The following is a 20,635-nucleotide window of genomic DNA, read 5'->3' as shown; positions in this document are numbered from 1 at the left end:
ATCAACGCACTCTGAACCCGGCTCAGAGGCGCGTCAAGGTCTAGGGGGTGCCGCAGCCCGGTGACATCCACAGGACACCCCCTAGACGACCGGCAGTGCCCTCCGTGGTCCGCGAACGGCCTCGCACACGCCGTCGCTGGCTTCGGCGGCGGCGATCCGCTCGTCGGACGGCGTTCCGTAGCCCGTCGTCCGCTGCTTCAAGGGCCGGCCGACCGACGCCGCGATCTCGCGCAGGTCGGTGATCGTCTTGTACGAGCCGTTGGCCGCGCCGGCCATCCGGCTGATCGTCTCCTCCATCAGCGTGCCGCCGAGGTCGTTGACACCGCCGTCGAGCACCTGCGGGCACAGCTCCGAACCGAGTTTCACCCACGAGCACTGGATGTTGTCGATCAGGCCGTGCAGCAGGATGCGCGCCAGCGCGTGCACCGCGCGGTTCTCGCGCGGCGTCGGTCCCGGGCGCGCCAGGCCGGCGAGATAGATCGGCGCGCTGGTGTGGACGAACGGCAGCAGCACGAACTCCGTGAAGCCCGGACGCCCGTTGTTGGCCAGCGCCTTGCGCTGCAGATCCGCGATCAGCTTGATGTGCGCGACCCAGTGCTGCGGGCTGTCGACGTGGCCGTACATCATCGTCGACGTCGTGGGGATCCCCAGCGAGTGTGCTGTGGTCACCACGTCGATCCAGCTCGCTGTCGGCAGCTTGCCCTTGGTGAGGATCCACCGCACGTCGTCGTCCAGGATCTCGGCGGCCGTGCCGGGCAGCGAGTCGACGCCGGCTTCCTTCGCGCGCGTCAGCCACTCGCGGACGGGCAGGTTGGTGCGCGCCGTGCCGTTCATCACCTCCATCGGGCTGAACGCGTGCAGGTGGACGTCCGGCTGCCGCCGCTTCACCTCCTCGGCGAGGTCGAAGTAGGCCGTGCCGGGCAGGTCCGGATGGATGCCGCCCTGCATGCAGATCTCGGTCGCGCCGGCCTGCCAGGCCTCGTCGACCCGATCGCCGACCTGGGCGAGCGACAGCGTGTACGCATCAGAGTCGTTTCGCCGCTGGGCGAACGCGCAGAACCGGCAGCCGGTGTAGCAGACGTTGGTGAAGTTGATGTTGCGCGTCACGACGAACGTCACGTCGTCGCCGTTGACGTCACGGCGAAGCCCGTCGGCCAGCGCCGCGAGCTCGTCGAGCTCGGCACCATCGGCGTGCAGCAACGCCAGCGCCTCGTCGTCGCTCAGGCCCGCCGGGTCCTGCTCGGCACGCCGCAAGGCCGACTTGACATCGGAGTCCATCCGGGCAGGCGCTGTCGGCACCATGGCGGCCAGCTCGTTCCAGTCGCCGTAGACCGAGTCGAAGTCGCTGCGCTTGTCGTCGGTACGTCCTTCGGTGTCGACCGTGACGTGCAGGTCGGTACGACCGGACCCGGCACCCGCCAGCGACCATCCGCCGTCAGGCTCCTGCCACGGCAGCGGTTGCGGCATCGCGCCCGGTTTCGCCAACCCCGTCTCGGGATCCACCAGTGCGGCGACGTGCCCGGCCAGCCGCGGATCGAGCCACGGCTCACCGAGCCGGACGTACTCGGGGTAGATCGTCAGCCGCTCGCGCAGCTCGAAACCGGATGCCGACGTCCGCGCGGCCAGCTCGTCGATCTGCGGCCAGGCCCGCTCGGGGTTCACGTGGTCGGGTGTCAGCGGCGAGACGCCGCCCCAGTCGTCGATGCCCGCACGCAGCATCAGGTCGTATTCCGAGTCGATGAGGTTCGGCGGCGCCTGCAGCCGCACCTTCGGGCCGAGCACGAGCCGCGCCACCGCGATCGTCGCGGCCAGCTCCTGCAGGTCGGCGTCCGGCGTCGCGCGCATCTTGGTGTCGGGCTTGGCCCGGAAGTTCTGCACGATGACTTCCTGGATGCCGCCGTACGTTCGCGCGACCTGCCGGATCGCGAACAGCGACTCGGCGCGCTCGAGGTGCGTTTCGCCAATGCCGATGAGGATTCCGGAGGTGAACGGCACCGAGCTGCGGCCGGCGTCCTCCAGCACGCGCAACCGGACGTCGGGATCCTTGTCGGGCGAGCCGTAGTGCGGCCCGCCACGCTCGGTGTAGAGCCGGTGCGCGGTGGTCTCGAGCATCATGCCCATCGAGGGCGCCACGGGCTTCAGCCGCTGCAGGTCGCGCCACGAAAGCACACCAGGGTTGAGATGCGGCAGCAGGCCGGTCTCTTCCAGTACGAGGATCGCCATCGCGCGGACGTACGAGAGCGTGTCGTCGTAGCCCCGCTCGTCCAGCCACTCCCGCGCGGCCTTCCAGCGGTCCTCCGGCCGGTCGCCGAGGGTGAACAGCGCCTCCTTGCAGCCCATCGCCGCACCGTCGCGCGCGATCTGCAGCACCTCGTCGGGGCTGAGGTAGGGCGCGTGCAGCCGGCCTGGCACGGTCACGAACGTGCAGTAGCCGCAGCGGTCCCGGCACAGCCGGGTCAGCGGGATGAAGACCTTCCGGCTGTACGTGATGACCCCCGGCCGGCCCGCCGCGACCAGCCCGGCGTCACGTACACGGCTCGCGTGCTCGCTCAACGCGCGCAGGTCGTCGTCGCGGGCGTGCAGCAGCACCGCTGCCTCGTCAGTGTTGAGCGTCTTGCCGTCGCGAGCGCGAGCGAGCGCACGCCGCATCGCCGACGCGGTGGGCCGCTCGCCAACCGGGTCTGCAGTCGGGTCGGTCATGATCGGAACGCTAGGCATGCGGGATGCCTGCCCGCCAGCGCGCGGGCCGTAACCGCTTCGCACCGGTCTCCCGCACGCGCTGCTCGGACAGGATCCGCGCAGGTCATGCTGCTGGCGAAAGTTGCGTTTGACGGCTCGTCGGATGTATTACCTAAAGTGTGGCATCGGTCATCGGCAAGCGCGTCAACGGCAGGACGTACTACTACCTCGCCGAGTCCGGCCGGGTCGACGGCAAACCCCGGATCGTCGCGCAGCGCTACCTCGGCACGGCCGAGGAGATCGGTGCCGCCGTGTCCGGCCGCGAGTCCGCGGCTCCGGCCCGCGCCGAGCAGCTTCCGTTCGGGGCGGTCGCCGGGGTGTGGAACGTCATCGCCGACCTCGGGCTGGCGGAGCTGACCGACGGCGTGGTGGGACGCACGCGCATGCGCGTTCCTGTCGGCACCTATCTCGCGCTCGCCGTCCTCCAGCGCGTCGTGGCACCGCACCAGGACCTCGCCGGCTGGTGGAGCGGCGTGGGCGCCGAACGGATCGTCCGGCCGTGCCCACCTGCGGACGCCCTCAGCCAGAGCAGGCTCTGGCGCGCGCTGGACAGGCTCACCGCGGGACATGTCGAGCAACTCCAGGCAGCCTTACGGGCAAGTCTGTTCGAGCCCGGCAGCGAGCTTCTCCTGCTGGACGTGCCGCAGTTCACCACGTTCACCGATGCCGCCGGCGACCGGCTGTGGCCGATCGGCCTCGGCCTGGTCGTCACGCTCGACGGCGCGATTCCGCTGCTGGCCCGGCCGTACCGGCACGTCGACTCGGCGGCACCGACCTTCAGCGAGCTGGCCGACGAGCTGGCGGAACAGCTCGGCGCGCCGGTCACCGTGGTCCTCGACACCGAGCAGAGCGCATTGGTCAACCTGAAGCCGCGGCTGGACAGGCACGGTGCTCATCCGGCCCCCGGCGCCACGGGCCCACCCCACTCGTTCATCGGCTCGTTGCCGCCGAGCGACCATCCAGCCCTGCTGGCCGTTCCCGCGAGCCGCCGCCAGTCGATCGATCCCGGCCAGCCGGGTCTGACCGCGTTCGACGCGCACGCTCGCGTCTCGGGTGTGGAGCGCCGGGCCGTCCTCGTTCACTCGGCCAACCTGCAGGCGGCGCACGCTCGAGGACTCGCCCAGGATCTGGGCCAGGCGACTCGCAGGCTGCGCGAGCTGGCCGACGCGCTGTCGCGAGGCGAGCTGGGCCAGTCGCGGGAGCTGCTCGCGGCAGAGGTCTCGAGAATCACCCGGTTCCGCTGGGGCGAACGGGTGCTCTCCACGTCGCTCTCCGGCTCCGGTGGTCTGCGGTGGCGGGTGGACACCGCGGCCCTGTCCCGTCTCCACAGCGAGCACTTCGGCAAACAACTGCTGATCACCAGCCATGACGACTGGCCGGTGCCGCAGATCGTCACGGCCTATCGCGCGAAGTACCGCGTCGAGTCGACGCTACGGCAATGGGTCGGCCCGGTCGTCGAAGCTCCGTCGGCGGCCTGGCGGTGGAACGATCAGCGAGTCGCGATCGACACGCTGATTTCGGTGCTCGCCACAACTGTTACGCACGTGATGCGGCTGCGTGCGCAGCAGGCGGGGCTCAACCTCTCCGTGCGGGACCTGCTGGACCAGCTGGCCGGCATCGAGGAGACGCTGCTGCGCTATCCCTCCTCCGGAGGCCGGCCACGTACGCGCCGTGTCCTCACCACGATGGATCCGGTGCAGGAGCAGTTGTTCGAGTTGTTCGGGTTGGGGGCTTATGCGCCCCCCTCCAGTTGAATTCCGTGAACCAAAACACTTACCGCGCTCTTGTAGCGCTTTCGAAACTCCGCTAGCTTGTGCCGCGGTTTGCTGACATCAGGAGCAGGCAGGGTGGCCGCAGAGGGGTCTGTGCTCACGGTTCTATGCGACAAAGGAGCACGCCCCGATGTTTCCGCGTGGGCCCGCCCGCTTGGTGTGGGCCGCGACAACCGCCGTCCAGCTGATCTCCGCCGCTGCCGCGGTGAGCATCTCTGGAACGGGCGCTGAGGAAAACCCCGTTCTGCGATGGAACGGCGCACTGCTGGAGGCAGTTCGCACCGGTTCCCTGGGCCCACCCATGGTCGCTCGCGCAATGGCCATCGCGCACACCTGTGGCTATGACGCCTGGGCGGCCTACGACGACACCGCTGCCGGCACCCGGCTCGGCGGAGCGCTACGAAGACCAGCCGCCGAACGTACCCAGGCCAATCGAGCCGAGGCGTTCAGCTTCGGCTTCTACCAGGCAGCCGTCGACCTGTACCCCGCGCGGACGGAGCAGTTCACCGAACTGCTGCACCAGCAGGGCTACGACACCTCTGCCTCCAGCCAGCCGGCGAAGACCGCCTACGCCGCTTGCGGCGCGGTGCTGTCGTTCCGGCATCACGACGGCTCCAACCAGCTCGGCGATCTGGCGCCCGGCGCATACTCCGACTACACCGGCTATCGACCGGTGAACTCGCCGATGGTCGTGGCCGGCCCGATCGATCCCGGCACAGTCCGGGATCCGAACCGATGGCAGCCGCTCGTCTTCACCAACTCGCTCGGCCGCCAGGTGACGCAGGCGTATCTGGCCCCGCAGTGGGGCAACGTGACGCCGTTCGCCATGCGGAGCGGAGACGAGCTACGCAGCCCGAACGGTCCGGCGATCTTCGACAAGAAGGCCTACGCACGGGAGGCGCAGGCAGTGCTGGACCTGAGCGCGAACCTCACCGACCGCCAGAAGGCGATCTCGGAGTACTGGTCGGACGGTCCGAACAGCGAGACCCCGCCCGGGCACTGGAACCTGTTCGCGCGACACGTGTCGCAGCGCGACAACCATGCGATGGACGACGACGTACGGATGTTCTTCGTCCTCAACAACGCGCTGCTGGACGCGAGCATCTGCGCCTGGGACAACAAGCTGGCCTACGACTCGGTGCGCCCGATCACCGCGATTCGCTACCTGTACGACGGAAAGCAGGTGCGAGCCTGGGCCGGACCCGGGCTCGGCACGCGAACGATCGACGGTGGCACCTGGAAGCCGTACCAGCCGGCGACCTTCCCCACCCCTCCGTTCGGCGAGTTCGCCTCCGGTCACTCGACGTTCAGTGCGGCCGCGGCCACGGTGTTGAAGCGGTTCACGGGAAGCGATCGGTTCGGCCTGTCGGCGACCGTACGCGCGGGAAGCTCACGGATCGAGCCCGGGATCACGCCGGCGGCCGACATCACCCTGTCCTGGCCGACGTTCACCGCCGCGGCTGACGAGGCCGGCCTCTCGCGGCGCTACGGCGGAATCCATCTGGAGGAAGGCGACGAGGATGCGCGCAAGGCCGGCCAGCGAATCGGCCAAGACGTGTGGACGAAGGCCGGCCAGCTGTTCCATGGCAACTGAGGAGCAACGATGAACGGTCGCCATACAGGCATCGTGGAGCCACACCGAAGCAGGCTCGCGGTCATCATCGTCACCATGACAGTGGTGGGCGCCACCGTGACGCTGTTCGGGCTCGGCTACCAGCAACTCCGGTTGCCCAACGAAGCAACGCGTTCCGAGCCTTCGGCGAACGTGTCGACGTCGGCCGCGCGCAGCACGCCGAGCCCGTGCATCAAGGTCGACGCCGCACGGCGAGACGCGCTCGCGGAGGCCGAGCAGGCGATCGTCCAGTGGCACAAGCACATCGAGGCGATGAACGCGCTGTTCGGCATGCGGACGGAGTTCAAGGAGGCGATGCGCGACTGGGATCGCAGCCGGCCGGCGGCGGACCGGTCGGTGCTGGCGTTCCAGGGCGCGGACACGAAGTACCGGCGGCTGATGGGTGAGTACGGCCCGTGCGCCGACGAGAACAACGCCGGCGAGGCTTTGCTGCTCGAGGCCCGGCAGTCCGTCACGCGCTGGGCCGGCGACATCAAGGACGCCAAGGACCTGCGGGCGGAACGGATGAGCTGCCCGGCCGCCGCGGCGAGGTGGAAACGCACCGACGTACGCCGGATGAGCGACCTGTCCCGCTACGAAGGTGCCCGGGCCGTCTACAACGCGGTGTGGCCACGTGGCGAGCCGTCCTGACCGAGCTGGGCGTCACGGCCGGATGGAACGCGCCGTGGGCGGGAACTCGCCGATCACCGACAGCTCCCGCTCCGGCGCCGCCTGCTTGGTCAGCCGCGCGTCCACCACCCGATCCCAGCGGAACCATCGCACGGCGTCCCGCTCCTGGCACCAGCCGATGAGGTACCAGTGGCCGTACGTCAGCGCCAGCATCATCGGCTCGACCCGGCGCCGCGTCCGGGCGCCCTTGGCGTCGAGGTAGTCCAGCACGACGACCCGCCGGAGGTGCAGTGCCTCCTCGATCACCCGGGCGCCGGCGGTTGGGCCCGTCGTCGCTCCCGGCGGCGGATCGAGCGGATCGTCGTTGACCCAGATCCGGGCGCCGAGCGCGGTAGCCCGGCGCCGCGAGTCGCCGTCGAGGATGTCGAACACCTTCGCCAGCGCCGTCGCGCCATCAGCGGCGAACGGCGCATGGTGCACCGACGCCAGCGCCACCGCGACCGCGATCGCCTGGGCCGGCGTGAAGTTCAGCGGCGGCAGCGAGGCCGCGGCGTCGAGCACGTAACCGCCACCCGGCCCGCCCTGCGCCCAGATCGGCAGCCCGGACTCCTGCAGCGCGAGGACGTCGCGCTTGATCGTGCGCCGGCTGACCTCGAACCGTCCCGCCAACTCCGCCGACGTGCGGCCGCGGCTACCGGCCCGGCGTAGCTCCTCGGTCAGCGCGTAAAGGCGATCCGTACGGTTCATGGCTGAGACGGTGACACAAGGGTGTCACCCGAGGCAAGGAATGCTGCTCACCATGGTCTATGACATCCACATCGTCTTCGACTGCGCCGACGTCGACAAGGTGTCGCGGTTCTGGCTGACCGCGCTCGAGGGCTACAACTATCCGGGCAGCCCAGCCGACCAGCCCGCCGGCAGCCCACCGGAAGGTTTCGAGAGCTGGGAAGCCTGGGCCGACGCCCACAACATCCCGGCCGACCAGCGCCATGCGGCCCGTACGATCATCGACACCTCGGGCAAAGGCCGGCCGGACATCTTCTTCCTCGCCGTACCCGAGGGCAAGGCCGTCAAGAACCGCTTGCATCTGGACATCAAGGCTTCCCTCGGCCTGCCGCCCGACCAGGTACGCGCCCGGCAGGACGCCGAGGCCGAACGCCTCGTCGCCGCCGGCGCGACCATCGTGACCCACGTCGAGGGCCACTTCATCATGCAGGACGTCGAAGGGAACGAATTCTGCGTCACCTAGCACCTGACGCTGCTAAGCTCGGGCTCGTACCGCACTGGTAGCGGCCTCCTGTTCCCCTTGCGTTTCTTCGGAGGTTCGCCCGTGTCTTCAATCGTCGTACGCCCGTTCCGCCGCAGTGACCGCGAGCAGGTCACCGGGCTGGTCAACGCTCACGTCAGCGCCGTGGTGCCGGGCTCGTCGGTCTCCGTCAACACCGTCCTCAGCCAGCTCGAGCGCGAGCCCGGCGAGCCGATCGTCGACCCGTGGGTGGTCGAGCGCGTGACGCTGGTCGCCGAGCTGCGGGGCAGCGTGGTCGCGGCGGCACTGCTGCTGCGGTACGGCAGCACGTCGGAGGTCGGCGCGGACTACCGCGGCGTCGGCGAGATCCGGTGGCTGGTGCACGCCCGGTCGGCGCCGTTCCGGCCGGGCGCCGACGAGTCCGGCGACGTGCTGATCCGCGCCTGCCTGGCCCAGCTGGAGCGCTGGGGCGTACGCCGGAAGTGGGCCGACGGGTCCCTTCCGGCGCCCGGCATCTACGGCGTGCCCGAGCAGTGGCCACACGTTCGCGACCTGTACGAGCGGTCCGGCTTCGTCCACGAAGGCAAGACCGAGATCGTGCTGCTCGCGCGGGTCGAGGACCTGCCCGCGCCGGAGCCGGACGCCCTGCCTGGGTTGGAGATCCGGCGCAGCGTCGGCGTCAACGGCGTTCGCCTCTCGGCCTGCCTGGGGTCCGGCGAGGCCGGCTACATCGAGGTCGAGACCAACCTGGCGGTCTCCGGCCTGATCTCCCGGCAGGACGGCTGGGCCGACATCGGCAACCTCCACACCGTCAGCGCGGCGGATCCGCGGCGCGTGCGGCTCCGCCTGCTGGCCGAGGCAGCCGACTGGCTGCGGCTGGCACGGATCGACCGGCTACTGCACTACGCGTGGGAGGACGAACCCGAGGAGATCGCGTGGCTGGTGCGAGCCGGCTTCCGCGTCCTCACCCACACCAAGCGCGGCTGGGCCCGTTCCGAACGGGGTTGAGGGCTCCTCCGCCGGCTCAGGTACTGAGCAGACCGGGGAGCTTGCGCATGTCGTCGAACAGGGTGGTGCGTTCGCCGACGAGACGTTCGGCGGGGATGAGGTCGCCGCCGGTGTAGGCGTAGACCGTCATGCCCGCGCTGCGGCCGGCGAGCACGCCGTACTCACTGTCCTCGACGACCGCGCAGCGCTCGGGTTCTACGCCGAGCTGCTCGGCGGCGTACAGGAAGAGATCGGGTGCGGGCTTGCCGTGCGCGACGTCCTCGGCGCTGAAGATGCGGCCCGCGAAGCGTTCGTACAGGCCGACCTTGGTGAGCGTGCGGCGCAGGCGGGAGTGACCGCTGCTGGACGCGACGCAGGCCGGCGTGGTGATGCCGTCGAGCGCCTCGGCGATGCCGTCGACCGGCTCCAGTTCGGTCTCGAACACCTCGCGGTGGCGGCGGCTCCACTCCTCGAGAACCGCGGGGTCGGGCGCGTGGCCGAGCTGGGCCTCGAGCTCGGCGAGCATGAAGTCCCAGGTCCGGCCGATGTAACGGTCGCCGATCTCGCGCTCCGACAGTGGCCAGCCGAGCTTGGCATAGATCTCGACGTCGACCTTCAGCGCGAGCCGCTCGCTGTCGACGAGCACGCCGTCGCAGTCGAAGATGATCAGGTCGTACGCACGGGAGTCGGAAGCCACGCCTGCGAGCCTACGGTGTCCGCGCCACCTGGCCCGTGCCTCGCTTGCCGCCGCCCAAGACCCCGATGAGCACGCCGGCGATCACGACGAGCGCGCCGAGCAGGTCGGCTCCGGTGGGGAAACCGGTTCCGGCGACCATGGCCGTCAGGATCGAGCCCACCGGGACGAAGCCGGCGAACAGGCCGGCCCGGTCGGCACCGAGGCGGGGCAGCGAGGCGTACCAGCACAGGAACGCGACGACGGTGACGACAACCGCGATGTACGCGAACCCGGCGAGCTCCGCACCCGTCGGGCGGCGCAGGAAACCGGTTCCGTCGGCGAGGAGGCCGACGCCGGTGAGCATCGGAACCGAGACGGCGATCGCGTACGCCGACGTGCGCAGTGGGCCGAGCTTGGTCAGCAACGGCACCGCGAGCAGCGAGAAGCCGGCCTCGCAGGCGAGCATGGCCAGCGAGAAACCGATCCCCGCGGCGTCGGTCGAGCCGAAACCGGTTGCGATGGCGGCGCCGCCGGCCACGACCGCGGCGGCGGCGATCGTTCTGGGCCGCGGGCGGCGGCCGGTCGCGAGCGGCCCGGCGACGGCCAGCACGATCGGGACCGACCCGAGGATCGTGCCCACGACCGCGGGTGTCGCGTGCCGGAGCGCCGCGAGCTGGAACAGGTTGAACGCCACCAGCCCGACCGCCGCCAGCGCCACGATCAGCGCAGCATCGCGGGCCGTGAGCCGGATCCGGGGCAGCCGGCGCAGCCGGATCAGGCCGAACATCAGCACCGTGGCGACGAGGTAACGGACGGCCTGGCCGCCGTAGACCGGATAGTCGATGATCAGCGGACCGACGCCGGTCATGCTGCCGACCAGGAACATCGCGAAGCCCGCGCCGAGCCAGGCGACCGGTTGCCTGGTCGCGGTCAGCTGAGCGGCCGGGTGGGAGGCCTGCGGGACGGGGGCGGTGGGCGCGGCGGTCATAGTTGCACGCTATTGGCAACTTGGTCCACAGTGGAGGTCCAATCGTGCAGCGAAATCAAGGACCAAATCCGTGATCGACCTTCCACTGGTGCTCGACCGGGACGCCGGCGGGTATGCCGCCCAGCTGTCCGAGCAGCTCCGGGACGGCATCCGGTCGGGCCGGCTGGCGGCGGGCCTGCGACTGCCGGCGAGCCGGGTACTCGCAGCCGACCTCAACGTCTCGCGCGGCGTCGTGGTCTCGGCGTACGACCAGCTGATCGCGGAAGGCTTCCTGGTCGCCCGGCACGGCGACGGCACCCGGGTGGCCAGGCACGTCCAGCCCGAGCGCCCGCTGCCGCCGGTGTCCGCGCCGGCGGCGGCGACTGCCGCGTACAACCTGTGGCCCGGCACCCCCGACCTGTCGCAGTTCCCGCGCAAGCGCTGGGCCGCGGCCGTACGCCAGGCGCTGGATGAGCTGCCGGCGTCGGCGCTCGGCTATCCGGATCCGGCCGGCGTCCCCGAGCTGCGGGCCGAACTCGCGGCGTACCTGCGCCGGGTGCGCGCGGCCGAGGTCGCACCGGAGCGGGTCGTGGTCATCGGCGGAGTCGCTCAAGGACTGGCGAACCTCGGCCAGCTGTTCGTCCGCTCGGGGATCGGCTCGATCGCGGTCGAGGATCCGTCGTCGGGCGGATGCAACCAGTTGTTGCGCTCGGTAGGCCTCACGCCGGTCGGCGTTCCGGTGGACGACGAAGGGCTGGACGTCACCGCGCTCGCGCGAACCGGCGCGCGGGTCGTGCTCGTCACGCCGGCACACCAGTACCCGACCGGCGTCGTGCTCTCGCCACGGCGGCGGGCGGCGCTGGTCGACTGGGCTCGGTCCACGGACGGCCTGATCATCGAGGACGACTACGACGCGGAGTTCCGGTACGACCGGGAGCCGGTCGGGTGCCTGCAGGGACTGGCGCCCGATCATGTCGTCCTGCTCGGCTCGTTGAGCAAGCCGCTGGCCCCCGGGCTCCGGCTGGGCTGGGCGGTGGCGCCGGCACCGTACGACTCGGCGTTACGCCAGTGGCGGGCGAACACCGACCTGGGCTCGCCCGTGCTGGAGCAGTACGCGTTCCGGCGGCTGCTGGCCACCGGCGAGCACGACAAGCACCTGCGCGCGATGCGCCGGGTCTACCGCGGTCGCCGGGACGCACTGGTGAGCGCGCTTTCCGCCGCCCTGCCGGCGGCGCGGATCCGCGGCGTTTCGGCCGGACTGCATGTGTACGTGGAACTGCCAGGCTTCGACGAGGCGTCGATCCTGCGGCGGGCCGAGGCCAGCGGTGTGGTGCTGGAGGCGGCCGGGCCACTGCACTTTCGTACTCCGCCGGCTGCCGCGCTGGTGCTGGGCTACTCGCGGATGTCCGAACGCAAACTGGCCGAAGCGGCGCGGGTGCTCGCTTCGGCCTGCCTTCGAGCAGGGTGACGGCGGCGCGCTGGGAGGGGATCGCGCGCCGCCGTCTGCTCTCTCTATACCCAGGAGGGATCTCTTGGGATCAGCTGTTTCCGTTCTCCAGTTGCGTGATGATCTCCTTCGCCTCGTTGATCGGGATCGAGAACCCGAGCCCGACACTGCCGGCTTGACCGGAGGCCGAGGCCGGGGAGTAGATCGCGGAGTTGATGCCGATCACCTCGCCGGAAAGGTTGATCAGCGGGCCTCCGGAGTTGCCCGGGTTGAGCGATGCATCGGTCTGGATCGCCTTGTACGTCGTCGTTCCGCTGTTCTCGGACGAGGTGCGGCCGAACGGGCTCGTCGGATCCTGCTGTTGCTGCTCGGAGCCGACGGTGACGTCGCGGTCGAGCGCGCTGACGATGCCGGAGGTCACGGTGCCCTGCAGTCCTTCCGGCGATCCGATCGCGACGACCTCGTCGCCGACCTGGACGCTGCTGGAGTCGCCGAGCGTGGCGGCCTTCAGGCCGCTGACGTCCTCGGCCTGCAGGACGGCGAGGTCGCTGCTGGTGTCGGAGCCGAGCACGGTCGCGTTCGCGGTCTTGCCGTCGGAGAACGTGATCTTGACGGTGCCGCCGTCACTCGCGCCTGAGATGACGTGCGCGTTGGTGAGGATCTTGCCGTCGGAGCTCAGGATGACGCCGGATCCGATCGCCTTCCCCTGGTAGGTGGCGACCTCGACCTGCACGACGCTCGGCGAAACCGCTGCCGCGATCTTCGCGATCGTCTGGGCACTGGTCTTGCTGGCGGCCTGCTGGGTGGTGACCGTACCGCTGTTCGCGCTGGCTACAGGTGCATTGCCGGACGCCAGCGCACCACCGGCTACGCCACCTACTGCGCCCGCTCCGATGGCGACTGCGGCGAACGCGGCGGCGAGCATCGCCTTGGTGGACCGCTTACGCCCGTTCGGCTCGGGCTGCCGCGGCTGAGGCGGCAGCACACCCGGACCGCCTGGCGGTGTCGGCCCACTCGGCGGCCACCGCGGCGGCAACTGGGTAGGCCCGTAACCACCGGCCGGCACCGGTATCTGTTGGGTCTGCACCGGCGACGGCGTGACCTGCGGCTGCTGCGGCTGCGGCGGTCGAGGCTGAGACTGGGGCTGGGGCTGTGCTTGCGGTACCGGCTGGCCGGGCTGGACGGGGTTCTGGCCTGAGGGGAACTGTCCTGGCTGCGTCATGCCAACAATGTCGTCGCCCAGCCTGAGACCACCCTGGGCTCAACCTGAGTCAATCCACATAAGTGCAACCTGAGAAACCGGGTCGGCCGGGCTCAGCGGTAGGCGCGCGCCTGCATCTCGAACAGCTCGGAGTATCGTCCGCCGCCCGCCAGGAGCTTCTCGTGGCTGCCGAGCTCCGCGATCCGGCCGTCCTCGAGGACGACGATGAGGTCGGCCATCCGGACGGTCGAGAAGCGGTGGGAGACCAGCACGGTGATGCCGCCGGTTTCGCGGGCGGACTCCCGGGACGCTTCGGCGATCTCCTCGTAGAGCGCGTGTTCGGCCTCGGGGTCGAGCGCGGCCGTCGGCTCGTCGAGGAGCAGCAGCAACGGCCGTTCGCGCATGAACGCACGCGACAGGGCCAGGCGCTGCCACTGGCCGCCGGAGAGCTCGACGCCGCCCTTGAACTTCTTGCCGAGCTGGGTTTCCAGCCCGTTCGGAAGCCTCGCGATGACGGACTCCGCGTCGCCGCGCCGGATCGCGGAGGCGATGGCGGCGTCGTCGTCGATCCGGGAGACGTTGCCGATGCCGATGGTCTCGCGCGCCGTGAACTCGAACTTCACGAAGTCCTGGAAGCCCGCGGACATCTGCAGCCGCCAGTCGTTGGCATCGAGGTCGCGCATGTCGACGTCGTCGATTCGCACCGAGCCGGAGGTCGGGTCGTAGAGGCGGGCCAGCAGCTTCACCAACGTGGTCTTGCCGGCGCCGTTCTCGCCGACCAGCGCGACCGTCGAGCCCGCCGGCAACGTGAGGTTGATGCCGGAGAGCACCGAGCTCTCCGAACCGGGATAGGAGAAGCTCACGTCGCGCAGCACGATCCCGGACGTCAGCCGCTTCGGTGTCTCGGCCCGGACCTCGGCCCAGGCGTTGTCGCGGGCATACTCGCGCAGCCACTCGTAACGCGCGAAGCTCCGCACGACCTCGCCGACCCAGAAGACGTTCTGCGCGATACCGCCGGTCATCTGGTCGAGCTGTGGCGCGATCAGCAGCAGGAGCACGACGTCGCCGGCACTCGCCCGGCCGTTTCGTGCCAGCCACACCACCCAGATCACCGCGGCGATGTAGGACGCGGCGAACGCGAGGCGTACGCCACCGTCGAGGAAGCCGCCGCGCTTGGTGGCGCGCAGCAGGATTTGGTAGCGATCGTTCTGCAGCTTGATGATCCGGTTGACCAGCACCTTGCCGAGGCCGAATACCCGGAGCTCCAGGCCGCTGCGCGGATCCTTCGCGATCTCGGCGAGCCGGTCGGACAACCGCTCCTGCTGCATGGTGTCTTCCCAGGCCTGGTGCTCCATCCGGCCGCTGACGTAGGCCGACCAGATCCGCCCGGCACCGAGCAGTGGCAGGAGGAGCAGCAGCGGATGGATCGAGGCCAGCAGCGTGAGCACCGTGCCGGTGTTGGCGATCGTCGCCACCACCCACAGCAGGATCTCGGCGCCGACACCGAGTCGCCAGGACCGCTCACGGATCAGCTCCAGCCGGTCGGCGATGTCGGAGCGCTCGTGGTGCATGATGCCCGGCACGCCGGTGGTGACGTCGAGCAGATCGGCGTGCACCCGGCAGGCAACCCGCTCCTGCGCAGTGTCGCGCAACGGATCGGTCAGCACCATGCCGACGAACGAGACCGCCATCGCGACCACGATCACGCCGACACCCCAGGCGATCGCGGAGTTCTCGGAGCCGGTGAGGCCGTCGACGAGCAGCTTCACGCCGTAGGTCTGCACCGGCGAGGTCACCGACTGCAGGGCGACCAGCACACAGGAGACCGCCATCAGCAGCGGCGCCGCCCGGAACGCGGTGCCGAACCAGAGCTGCAGCACCCGCCAGGTCCTACCCATCGATCGTCTCCAGTTCGTCGTCGAGGCCACCGGTGATGTAGCGCTCGGCCTGCAGGCGGAACATCGAGGCGTAGCGGCCGCCGGTGGCAAGCAGCTCGTCGTGGGTGCCGGACTCGACGATCCGGCCGTCGGCGAGGACGCAGATCCGATGCGCGTCGCGGACGACGGAGAACCGGTGGGAGATGATCAGCGACGTCACGCCACTGGTCAGCTCCAGGTAACGCTCGACCAGCTGTGCCTCCGCACGGACGTCGAGAGCCGCCGCCGGCTCGTCCAGCACCAGCACGCCCGCGCCCGCGTGCACCGCGAACAACGCCCGGGCCAGCGCCAGCCGCTGCCACTCACCGCCCGACAGGTCGACGCCGCCGTCGTAGGTCTTGTCGAGCACCGTCTCCCACTTCGAAGGCAGCGCACCGATCACTTCGTCGATGCCGGCCTCCCGCGCCGCGAGCTCGATCGCGCCGGGATCCTTGGCATGCTCGACCGCGCCCAGCACGACGTTGTCGGTCGCGGGCAGGGGAAAGCGCAGGAAGTCCTGGACGATCGCGGCCACCCGGCGCTGCCAGGTCTCGAGGTCGAGCGAGGCGAGGTCGACACCATCGACCGTGATCCGGCCGCTCGTCGGCTGGTAGACCCCGCCGAGCAGCTTCACCAACGTGGACTTGCCGGCACCGTTGACTCCGACCAGCGCCAGTGCCTCACCCGCCCGGATCTCGAGGTCGAGCCCGCTCAGCACTTCGTAGTCGGACCCTGGATAGCGGAAGCTGACGTTCTCGAAGCGAATCGACCGTTGCGGCATCACGCTGGTCGAGGCTCGGGACGACTCGTCGGCGAGCGGGTCGGGATAGCGCGAGGAGATCATCTCGGGCAGGTCGCGCATCGACTTGTAGGCCGACAGCCCGCGCCGGATCTGCATCACGCCCCAGCCGTTGTAGGACATGCCCACCGCGAGGATCGCGGGCACGGCCGTCGCGACCTGGGTCAGCGGCAGCTCTCCGGCCAGCGCGGCCCGCCCGACCAGCAGGACGGCGGCCGCCTGCGCTCCGAGGTGCACCACGCCGACGCCGATCGCCAGCCACATGCCGCGCTGCCTGGCCTTCCAGACCGGACGAAACGACTCCATCCACTTCGAGACGTAACGCCCGACGAGGTAGTCGCCCAGGCCGAACACGCGTAACTCCTTGGGCGCGTCGCGCATGCCGAGGTTGAAGGTGTAGTCGGCCTGGCGTTGTCCCTCGGTCATGCCCCACCAGGAGTCGATCTCCCGCTCGCACAGCCACGCGCGGTAGTACTCCATCAGCAGCGTGACCACGACCAGCCCGGCCGCCACCGGCCACGAGAACATCTGCCCGACCAGGGCCGCCGAGCCGAACAACGTCAGCCGGCTGCTCAGCAGCCAGCGCACGTTGCGTACGCCCCGCCCGACCTGGAAGCCCGCCTTGCCCTTGGCGCGTTCCTGGATGTCCTGGATCTCCGGATCCTCCAGATGCGCGACCCTGCGCGGCCGCAGCACCGGCTCGGTGATCGCGATCGCGAGCGCGCGGTGGATGTGGTTGTCGAGGTTGAGGCCGATCATCTGATCGATCGTCGGCAGCACGCGTTCGATCAGGAAGATCAACAGCAGGGCGCCCAGCAGCACGCTGAACACACTCATGGACATCGCACCTGGCTGGTTGCCGATCACGTCGGGCACGGCACCGACGACCTGACCGACGACATAGGTCATCAGGACACCGAGGCCGGCCGAGCCGATCGCAAGCGCCAGCGAGATCGCGGCGCTCACGGGCGCGATCCGGAACATGTATCGGAACAGAGTGAACATGGCCAGACGACCGTAACGCCGTCCACCGACATACTCGACCGGTTTTAGCTCCCGTCCGGAACGATCACGCTCGACCGTCCACAAAGGATCTACAGAACGTCCACGGAAGCCGCTCAGCGGTAGGCGCGCGCCTGCAGCTCGAACAGCTCCGCATAGCGCCCACCGGCGGCGACCAGCTCAGCGTGCCCGCCGGACTCGATGATCTGACCGCCCTCCAGTACGACGATCAGATCAGCCATCCGCACGGTCGAGAACCGGTGCGACACCAGCACCGTGATCCCTCCTGTGGCGGCCGCCGCCTGCTTGGCCGCCGCCGCGAACCGCTCGAACAGCGCGTGCTCCGCGGCCGGATCGAGCGCCGCCGTCGGCTCGTCCAGCAAAAGCAGCAAGGGCTGGTCCCGCAGGAACGCCCGGGCCAGCGCCAGCCGCTGCCACTGCCCGCCCGACAGTTCGACTCCACCCGCGAAGCTCTTCCCCAGCTGGGTGTCCAGCCCAGCCGGCAGCGCGCGTACGAACGTGGCCGCGTCGCCCCGGCCCAGCGCGCCCCACAACGCGGCATCGTCGTCCAGCCGCGACAGGTCACCGGCACCGACCGACTCGCGGACCGCGAACTCGAAGCGCGCGAAGTCCTGGAAACCCGCCGACAGCCGCCGGCTCCACTCCGCAGGACGCAGCGATCGCAGGTCGACGCCATCCAGCAGCACCGCGCCGCCGGTCGGGTCGTAGAGCCGCGCGAGCAGCTTCACCACCGTCGTCTTCCCCGCACCGTTCTCGCCGACCAACGCCACCGTCGACCCGGCGGGCAGGTCCAGGTCCACACCGGACAAAGCGGGTCGTTCCGCCCGCGGCTGTGCTTCCCCGGGGACGACCCCGGACCCCGGATATCCGAACGACACATTTCGCAAGGCGATCCCGGACCTCAACCGCGGGGGCGCCGGCGCGAGGGCATCCGCCCAGGAATGCTCCGACGCGTACTCCCGCAGCCAGCGCAACCGCCCGAAATATCGCGCGGTCTGCCCGAGATTCCGCGTGTTCGCGGCGATCTGGGTCGCGGCCTGATCGACCTGCGGCGCGAGCAGGACGACCAGCGCGACGTCGCCTGCCGACGCGGACCCGTTCCGCGCCAGCCAGATCGTCCACCCGATCGCCGCGACGTACGCGACACCGAATCCTCCGCGAACGGCGAGCTCCAGAAGGGCACCACGCCGGATCGCGGCCGACCGCCGCCGCCGGGCCCGCTCGAACAGGCCGGCGATCCGGTCCAGCAGGAACGGCCCGAGCCCGAACACCCGCATCTCGAGACCGTGCCGTGCCGACGTGGTCAGGCCCGCCAGCTGCCCTGCCAGTCTCCGCTGCGGCGCGCTCTCCTCGGCGGCCCGCTGCTGGAGGTTACCGCTGACCGCGGCCGCCCACACCCGCGTCAGCCCGAGCACCGGTAGCACCAGCAGCGCCGGATGGACCGACCCCAGGATGCCCAGTACGGCAAAGCCGTTGACCGCCGAGGCCAGGCCGAAGGCCAGCCCGCCAAGGCTGTACGACATGTTCCTCGCCTGCTCCCGGAGCAGCCCGATCCGGTCGGCGACCGCGGGATCCTCGTGGTGCGCGATCCCGGGTATGCCGGCGGTCAGCCGCAGCAGCTCACGATGCAGGTGAACGTACGCACGGTCGTTCATGGTCGCCTCCATCGGCACCACGACCGCCATCGCGAGGAACTGCCAGGCGAACGCCACGACAGTCACCACGACGCCTGGCCACAGGCTTTCGGATCGTCCGCTCAGCCCGTCGACGACCAGCTTGATGCCGTACGCCTGTCCCGCCGGCGCGAGCACGTGCGGAATCGCGAGCGCGGCTTCCAGCAGAAACCACACCGGCCCCGCCCGCCACGCGGTCGCCACCCAGAGCCCGAGGTCGCGCAACGCGTCACGCATAGCGCTCCGCCTGCAGCCGGAACAGCTCGGCGTACGTGCCGCCCAGCGCCAGCAACTCCTCGTGCGTTCCGGACTCGGCGATCCGCCCGTCGTCGAGTACGCAGATCCGGTGCGCTCCCCGAACGACGGAGAACCGGTGCGAGATGATCAGCGACGTCGTTCCTCTCGTCAGCTCCAGGTAGCGCTCGACCAGCCTCGCCTCCGCACGGACGTCGAGCGCCGCCGCCGGCTCGTCCAGCACGAGCGCCTGCGCGCCGCCCTCGACCGCGTACAACGCGCGGGCCAGAGCCAACCGCTGCCACTCACCACCCGACAGGTCGGCACCACCCTCGTACGTCCTGTCGAGGACAGTGCTCCAGCCGCCGGGCAGCCGCGCCACCAGGTCTTCGACACCGGCGCGCGCCGCGACACCTGCGAGGTCGCCCTCCCGGCCGAACGTCACGTTCTCCTTCGCCGACAGGGGAAACCGGAGGTAGTCCTGCGTGATCGCGGCGACGCGGCCGCCGGTGGTGATCCGGCCGGCGGTCGGCTGGTAGACGCCTGCGAGCAGCTTCACCAACGTCGACTTCCCCGCCCCGTTGACACCGACCAGAGCCAGCGCCTCACCCGGCGCGATCTCCAGGTCCAGGTCGCGCAACACGTCGACCTCCGAACCCGGATAGCGGAAACTCACCCTCTCGAACCGGATCCCGCCCGCGCCAGACGCCGCCGAACCCTCTTCCGATGGCCTCACGAGCGAGTCGAGCTCGAGCAGTGCGCGATATGGATCCAGGCCGCGCCGCACGGTGCCGGCGGCACTGCCGTTGTAGCCCAGGCCAATCGCCATGATCGCGGGAACGACCGTCACGACCTCGGCAATCGTCAGCTGCCCGGCCGTCGCCGCCCGGATGGCCAGCCAGACAGCGATGGCGTGCACGGCAACGTGCCCGGCCAGCGAGCCGCACATCGCGAGTGCCGCTCGGCGCCGCGCCCGCCACATCGGCCGGATCGCAGCCGTCCAGTGCTCGATGTACTGCTGTACGAGCCAGGGCGCGAGCCCGAAGACCCTGAGCTCCTTCGGCGATTCGCCCATGCCCAACTGGAAGAGGTAGCTCGCTCGCCGATGCCCTTCCGTCTGCATGGTCCACGCGCCGGACTCCTTGTCGACCGAACGCCCGACCAGCCACTCGGCAAGCCGCGTCGACACCAGCAACACCGCCGCGACCCACCACGAGAACAGCACGCCCACCAGGGCCGCGGAGCCCACGACCGCGAACCGAGTGCGTGACAACTGGATGGCCCACTGCACTCCTATCGACACAGAGATCCCACCGCGACCCTGCGCGCGCTCGCGCAGGTCAGCGACCGAGGGGTCCTCCAGGTGCGCGATCTCCCGCGGAGCGAGGAAGATCCGGCTGATCCGGTACGTCACGTCGGCGTCGACGTGGTTGCGCAGATCGGCCAGCAACGCGTCGAGGCCGACCGGGACGATGGCGTCGACGACGAAGCAGACGCCCAGCGCCGCCAGGAGAAACAGGAAGCCGAACGCCGAGCTCTCGCCGGCCACCAGCACCGGCACGGCACCGATGACCTGGCCGGTGAGGTAGGTCAGCAGCACACCGATCGCGGCCGAAAGCAGCGCGAGACCGATCGCGGCCGCCGTCAACCAAGGCCGAACCCGCAGGGTGTACCGCAGCAAAACCAGCACACACGAGTATATCGCGAAATGCC

General features: G+C 70.1%; 15 protein-coding genes. 6 read left to right on the top strand and 9 right to left on the bottom strand.

What is annotated here, in order from left to right; all coding sequences use genetic code 11:
• Positions 1-81 precede the first annotated feature (81 nt).
• Entirely contained in the window at positions 82-2,700 is a 2,619-nt protein-coding gene (locus ACYVF6_RS09760; protein WP_460518876.1) for a bifunctional FO biosynthesis protein CofGH, read from the bottom strand.
• 158 nt (positions 2,701-2,858) lie between these two features.
• Between ACYVF6_RS09760 and ACYVF6_RS09755 the strand changes: the two genes are divergently transcribed.
• From ACYVF6_RS09755 to ACYVF6_RS09745, 3 genes are all read left to right on the top strand, one after another.
• Complete coding sequence (locus tag ACYVF6_RS09755) at positions 2,859-4,493, top strand: IS1634 family transposase (protein WP_460518873.1); 1,635 nt, start codon at positions 2,859-2,861, stop codon at positions 4,491-4,493.
• A 148-nt stretch (positions 4,494-4,641) separates the two neighbouring features.
• A complete protein-coding gene (locus ACYVF6_RS09750) occupies positions 4,642-6,105 on the top strand; it encodes a vanadium-dependent haloperoxidase (RefSeq protein WP_460518870.1) in 1,464 nt (487 codons plus the stop codon).
• A gap of 9 nt (positions 6,106-6,114) precedes the next feature.
• Entirely contained in the window at positions 6,115-6,774 is a 660-nt protein-coding gene (locus tag ACYVF6_RS09745; protein WP_460518868.1) for a hypothetical protein, read from the top strand.
• A gap of 12 nt (positions 6,775-6,786) precedes the next feature.
• On the opposite strand, the gene ACYVF6_RS09740 is transcribed toward ACYVF6_RS09745, so the two are convergent.
• Positions 6,787-7,500 carry a helix-turn-helix transcriptional regulator gene (locus tag ACYVF6_RS09740; RefSeq protein ID WP_460518865.1) on the bottom strand — a complete coding sequence of 238 codons (714 nt, stop codon included), beginning with the start codon at positions 7,498-7,500 and terminating at the stop codon, positions 6,787-6,789.
• Between the two features lie 52 nt (positions 7,501-7,552).
• On the opposite strand from ACYVF6_RS09740, the gene ACYVF6_RS09735 reads away from it, so the two are divergent.
• Together ACYVF6_RS09735 and ACYVF6_RS09730 are read left to right on the top strand one after the other, a co-directional pair.
• The gene (locus ACYVF6_RS09735) at positions 7,553-8,002 is read left to right on the top strand and encodes a VOC family protein (RefSeq protein WP_460518863.1); all 450 of its coding nucleotides are present in this window, start codon (positions 7,553-7,555) and stop codon (positions 8,000-8,002) included.
• 81 nt (positions 8,003-8,083) lie between these two features.
• Positions 8,084-9,007: a GNAT family N-acetyltransferase gene (locus ACYVF6_RS09730; RefSeq protein ID WP_460518860.1), complete on the top strand. Its 924-nt coding sequence runs from the start codon at positions 8,084-8,086 to the stop codon at positions 9,005-9,007.
• 16 nt (positions 9,008-9,023) lie between these two features.
• Here the strand turns inward: ACYVF6_RS09730 and ACYVF6_RS09725 are convergent, their stop codons facing one another.
• Both ACYVF6_RS09725 and ACYVF6_RS09720 read right to left on the bottom strand, forming a co-directional pair.
• Positions 9,024-9,683 carry an HAD family hydrolase gene (locus tag ACYVF6_RS09725; protein WP_460518857.1) on the bottom strand — a complete coding sequence of 220 codons (660 nt, stop codon included), beginning with the start codon at positions 9,681-9,683 and terminating at the stop codon, positions 9,024-9,026.
• Positions 9,684-9,693: 10 nt separating this feature from the next.
• Positions 9,694-10,650 (bottom strand): DMT family transporter, encoded by a 957-nt coding sequence (locus tag ACYVF6_RS09720; protein WP_460518854.1) that lies wholly within the window; start codon positions 10,648-10,650, stop codon positions 9,694-9,696.
• Positions 10,651-10,720: 70 nt separating this feature from the next.
• Between ACYVF6_RS09720 and pdxR the strand changes: the two genes are divergently transcribed.
• The gene (gene pdxR / locus ACYVF6_RS09715) at positions 10,721-12,097 is read left to right on the top strand and encodes an aminotransferase-like domain-containing protein (protein WP_460518851.1); all 1,377 of its coding nucleotides are present in this window, start codon (positions 10,721-10,723) and stop codon (positions 12,095-12,097) included.
• Positions 12,098-12,167: 70 nt separating this feature from the next.
• On the opposite strand, the gene ACYVF6_RS09710 is transcribed toward pdxR, so the two are convergent.
• The 5 genes from ACYVF6_RS09710 to ACYVF6_RS09690 form a co-directional block, all read right to left on the bottom strand.
• Positions 12,168-13,298, bottom strand: a complete 1,131-nt coding sequence (locus tag ACYVF6_RS09710) for a S1C family serine protease (RefSeq protein ID WP_460518849.1) — start codon at positions 13,296-13,298, stop codon at positions 12,168-12,170.
• 92 nt (positions 13,299-13,390) lie between these two features.
• Positions 13,391-15,175: an ABC transporter ATP-binding protein gene (locus tag ACYVF6_RS09705; RefSeq protein WP_460518845.1), complete on the bottom strand. Its 1,785-nt coding sequence runs from the start codon at positions 15,173-15,175 to the stop codon at positions 13,391-13,393.
• The gene (locus ACYVF6_RS09700) at positions 15,168-16,997 is read right to left on the bottom strand and encodes an ABC transporter ATP-binding protein (protein WP_460518842.1); all 1,830 of its coding nucleotides are present in this window, start codon (positions 16,995-16,997) and stop codon (positions 15,168-15,170) included. The genes ACYVF6_RS09705 and ACYVF6_RS09700 overlap by 8 nt, the downstream gene beginning before the upstream one ends.
• A 113-nt stretch (positions 16,998-17,110) precedes the next feature.
• Positions 17,111-18,925 (bottom strand): ABC transporter ATP-binding protein, encoded by a 1,815-nt coding sequence (locus tag ACYVF6_RS09695; protein WP_460518839.1) that lies wholly within the window; start codon positions 18,923-18,925, stop codon positions 17,111-17,113.
• Positions 18,918-20,612 carry an ABC transporter ATP-binding protein gene (locus ACYVF6_RS09690; protein ID WP_460518836.1) on the bottom strand — a complete coding sequence of 565 codons (1,695 nt, stop codon included), beginning with the start codon at positions 20,610-20,612 and terminating at the stop codon, positions 18,918-18,920. Before ACYVF6_RS09690 ends, ACYVF6_RS09695 begins: the two co-directional genes overlap by 8 nt.
• Positions 20,613-20,635 lie beyond the last annotated feature (23 nt).

Source organism: Flindersiella endophytica (assembly GCF_054779015.1).
The sequence above is the reverse complement of the archived record's forward strand: the minus strand, read 5'-3'. Positions and strand labels throughout refer to the sequence as shown.

Excerpts from the sequence above, each read along its gene's own strand:
- ACYVF6_RS09705 (WP_460518845.1), bottom strand. The coding sequence starts at position 15,175 with ATGGGTAGGACCTGGCGGGTGCTGCAGCTCTGGTTCGGCACCGCGTTC.
- ACYVF6_RS09740 (WP_460518865.1), bottom strand. The coding sequence starts at position 7,500 with ATGAACCGTACGGATCGCCTTTACGCGCTGACCGAGGAGCTACGCCGG.
- ACYVF6_RS09735 (WP_460518863.1), top strand. The coding sequence starts at position 7,553 with ATGGTCTATGACATCCACATCGTCTTCGACTGCGCCGACGTCGACAAG.
- ACYVF6_RS09720 (WP_460518854.1), bottom strand. The coding sequence starts at position 10,650 with ATGACCGCCGCGCCCACCGCCCCCGTCCCGCAGGCCTCCCACCCGGCC.
- ACYVF6_RS09700 (WP_460518842.1), bottom strand. The coding sequence starts at position 16,997 with ATGTTCACTCTGTTCCGATACATGTTCCGGATCGCGCCCGTGAGCGCC.
- ACYVF6_RS09745 (WP_460518868.1), top strand. The coding sequence starts at position 6,115 with ATGAACGGTCGCCATACAGGCATCGTGGAGCCACACCGAAGCAGGCTC.
- ACYVF6_RS09750 (WP_460518870.1), top strand. The coding sequence starts at position 4,642 with ATGTTTCCGCGTGGGCCCGCCCGCTTGGTGTGGGCCGCGACAACCGCC.
- ACYVF6_RS09760 (WP_460518876.1), bottom strand. The coding sequence starts at position 2,700 with ATGACCGACCCGACTGCAGACCCGGTTGGCGAGCGGCCCACCGCGTCG.
- ACYVF6_RS09695 (WP_460518839.1), bottom strand. The coding sequence starts at position 18,925 with ATGCGTGACGCGTTGCGCGACCTCGGGCTCTGGGTGGCGACCGCGTGG.
- ACYVF6_RS09710 (WP_460518849.1), bottom strand. The coding sequence starts at position 13,298 with ATGACGCAGCCAGGACAGTTCCCCTCAGGCCAGAACCCCGTCCAGCCC.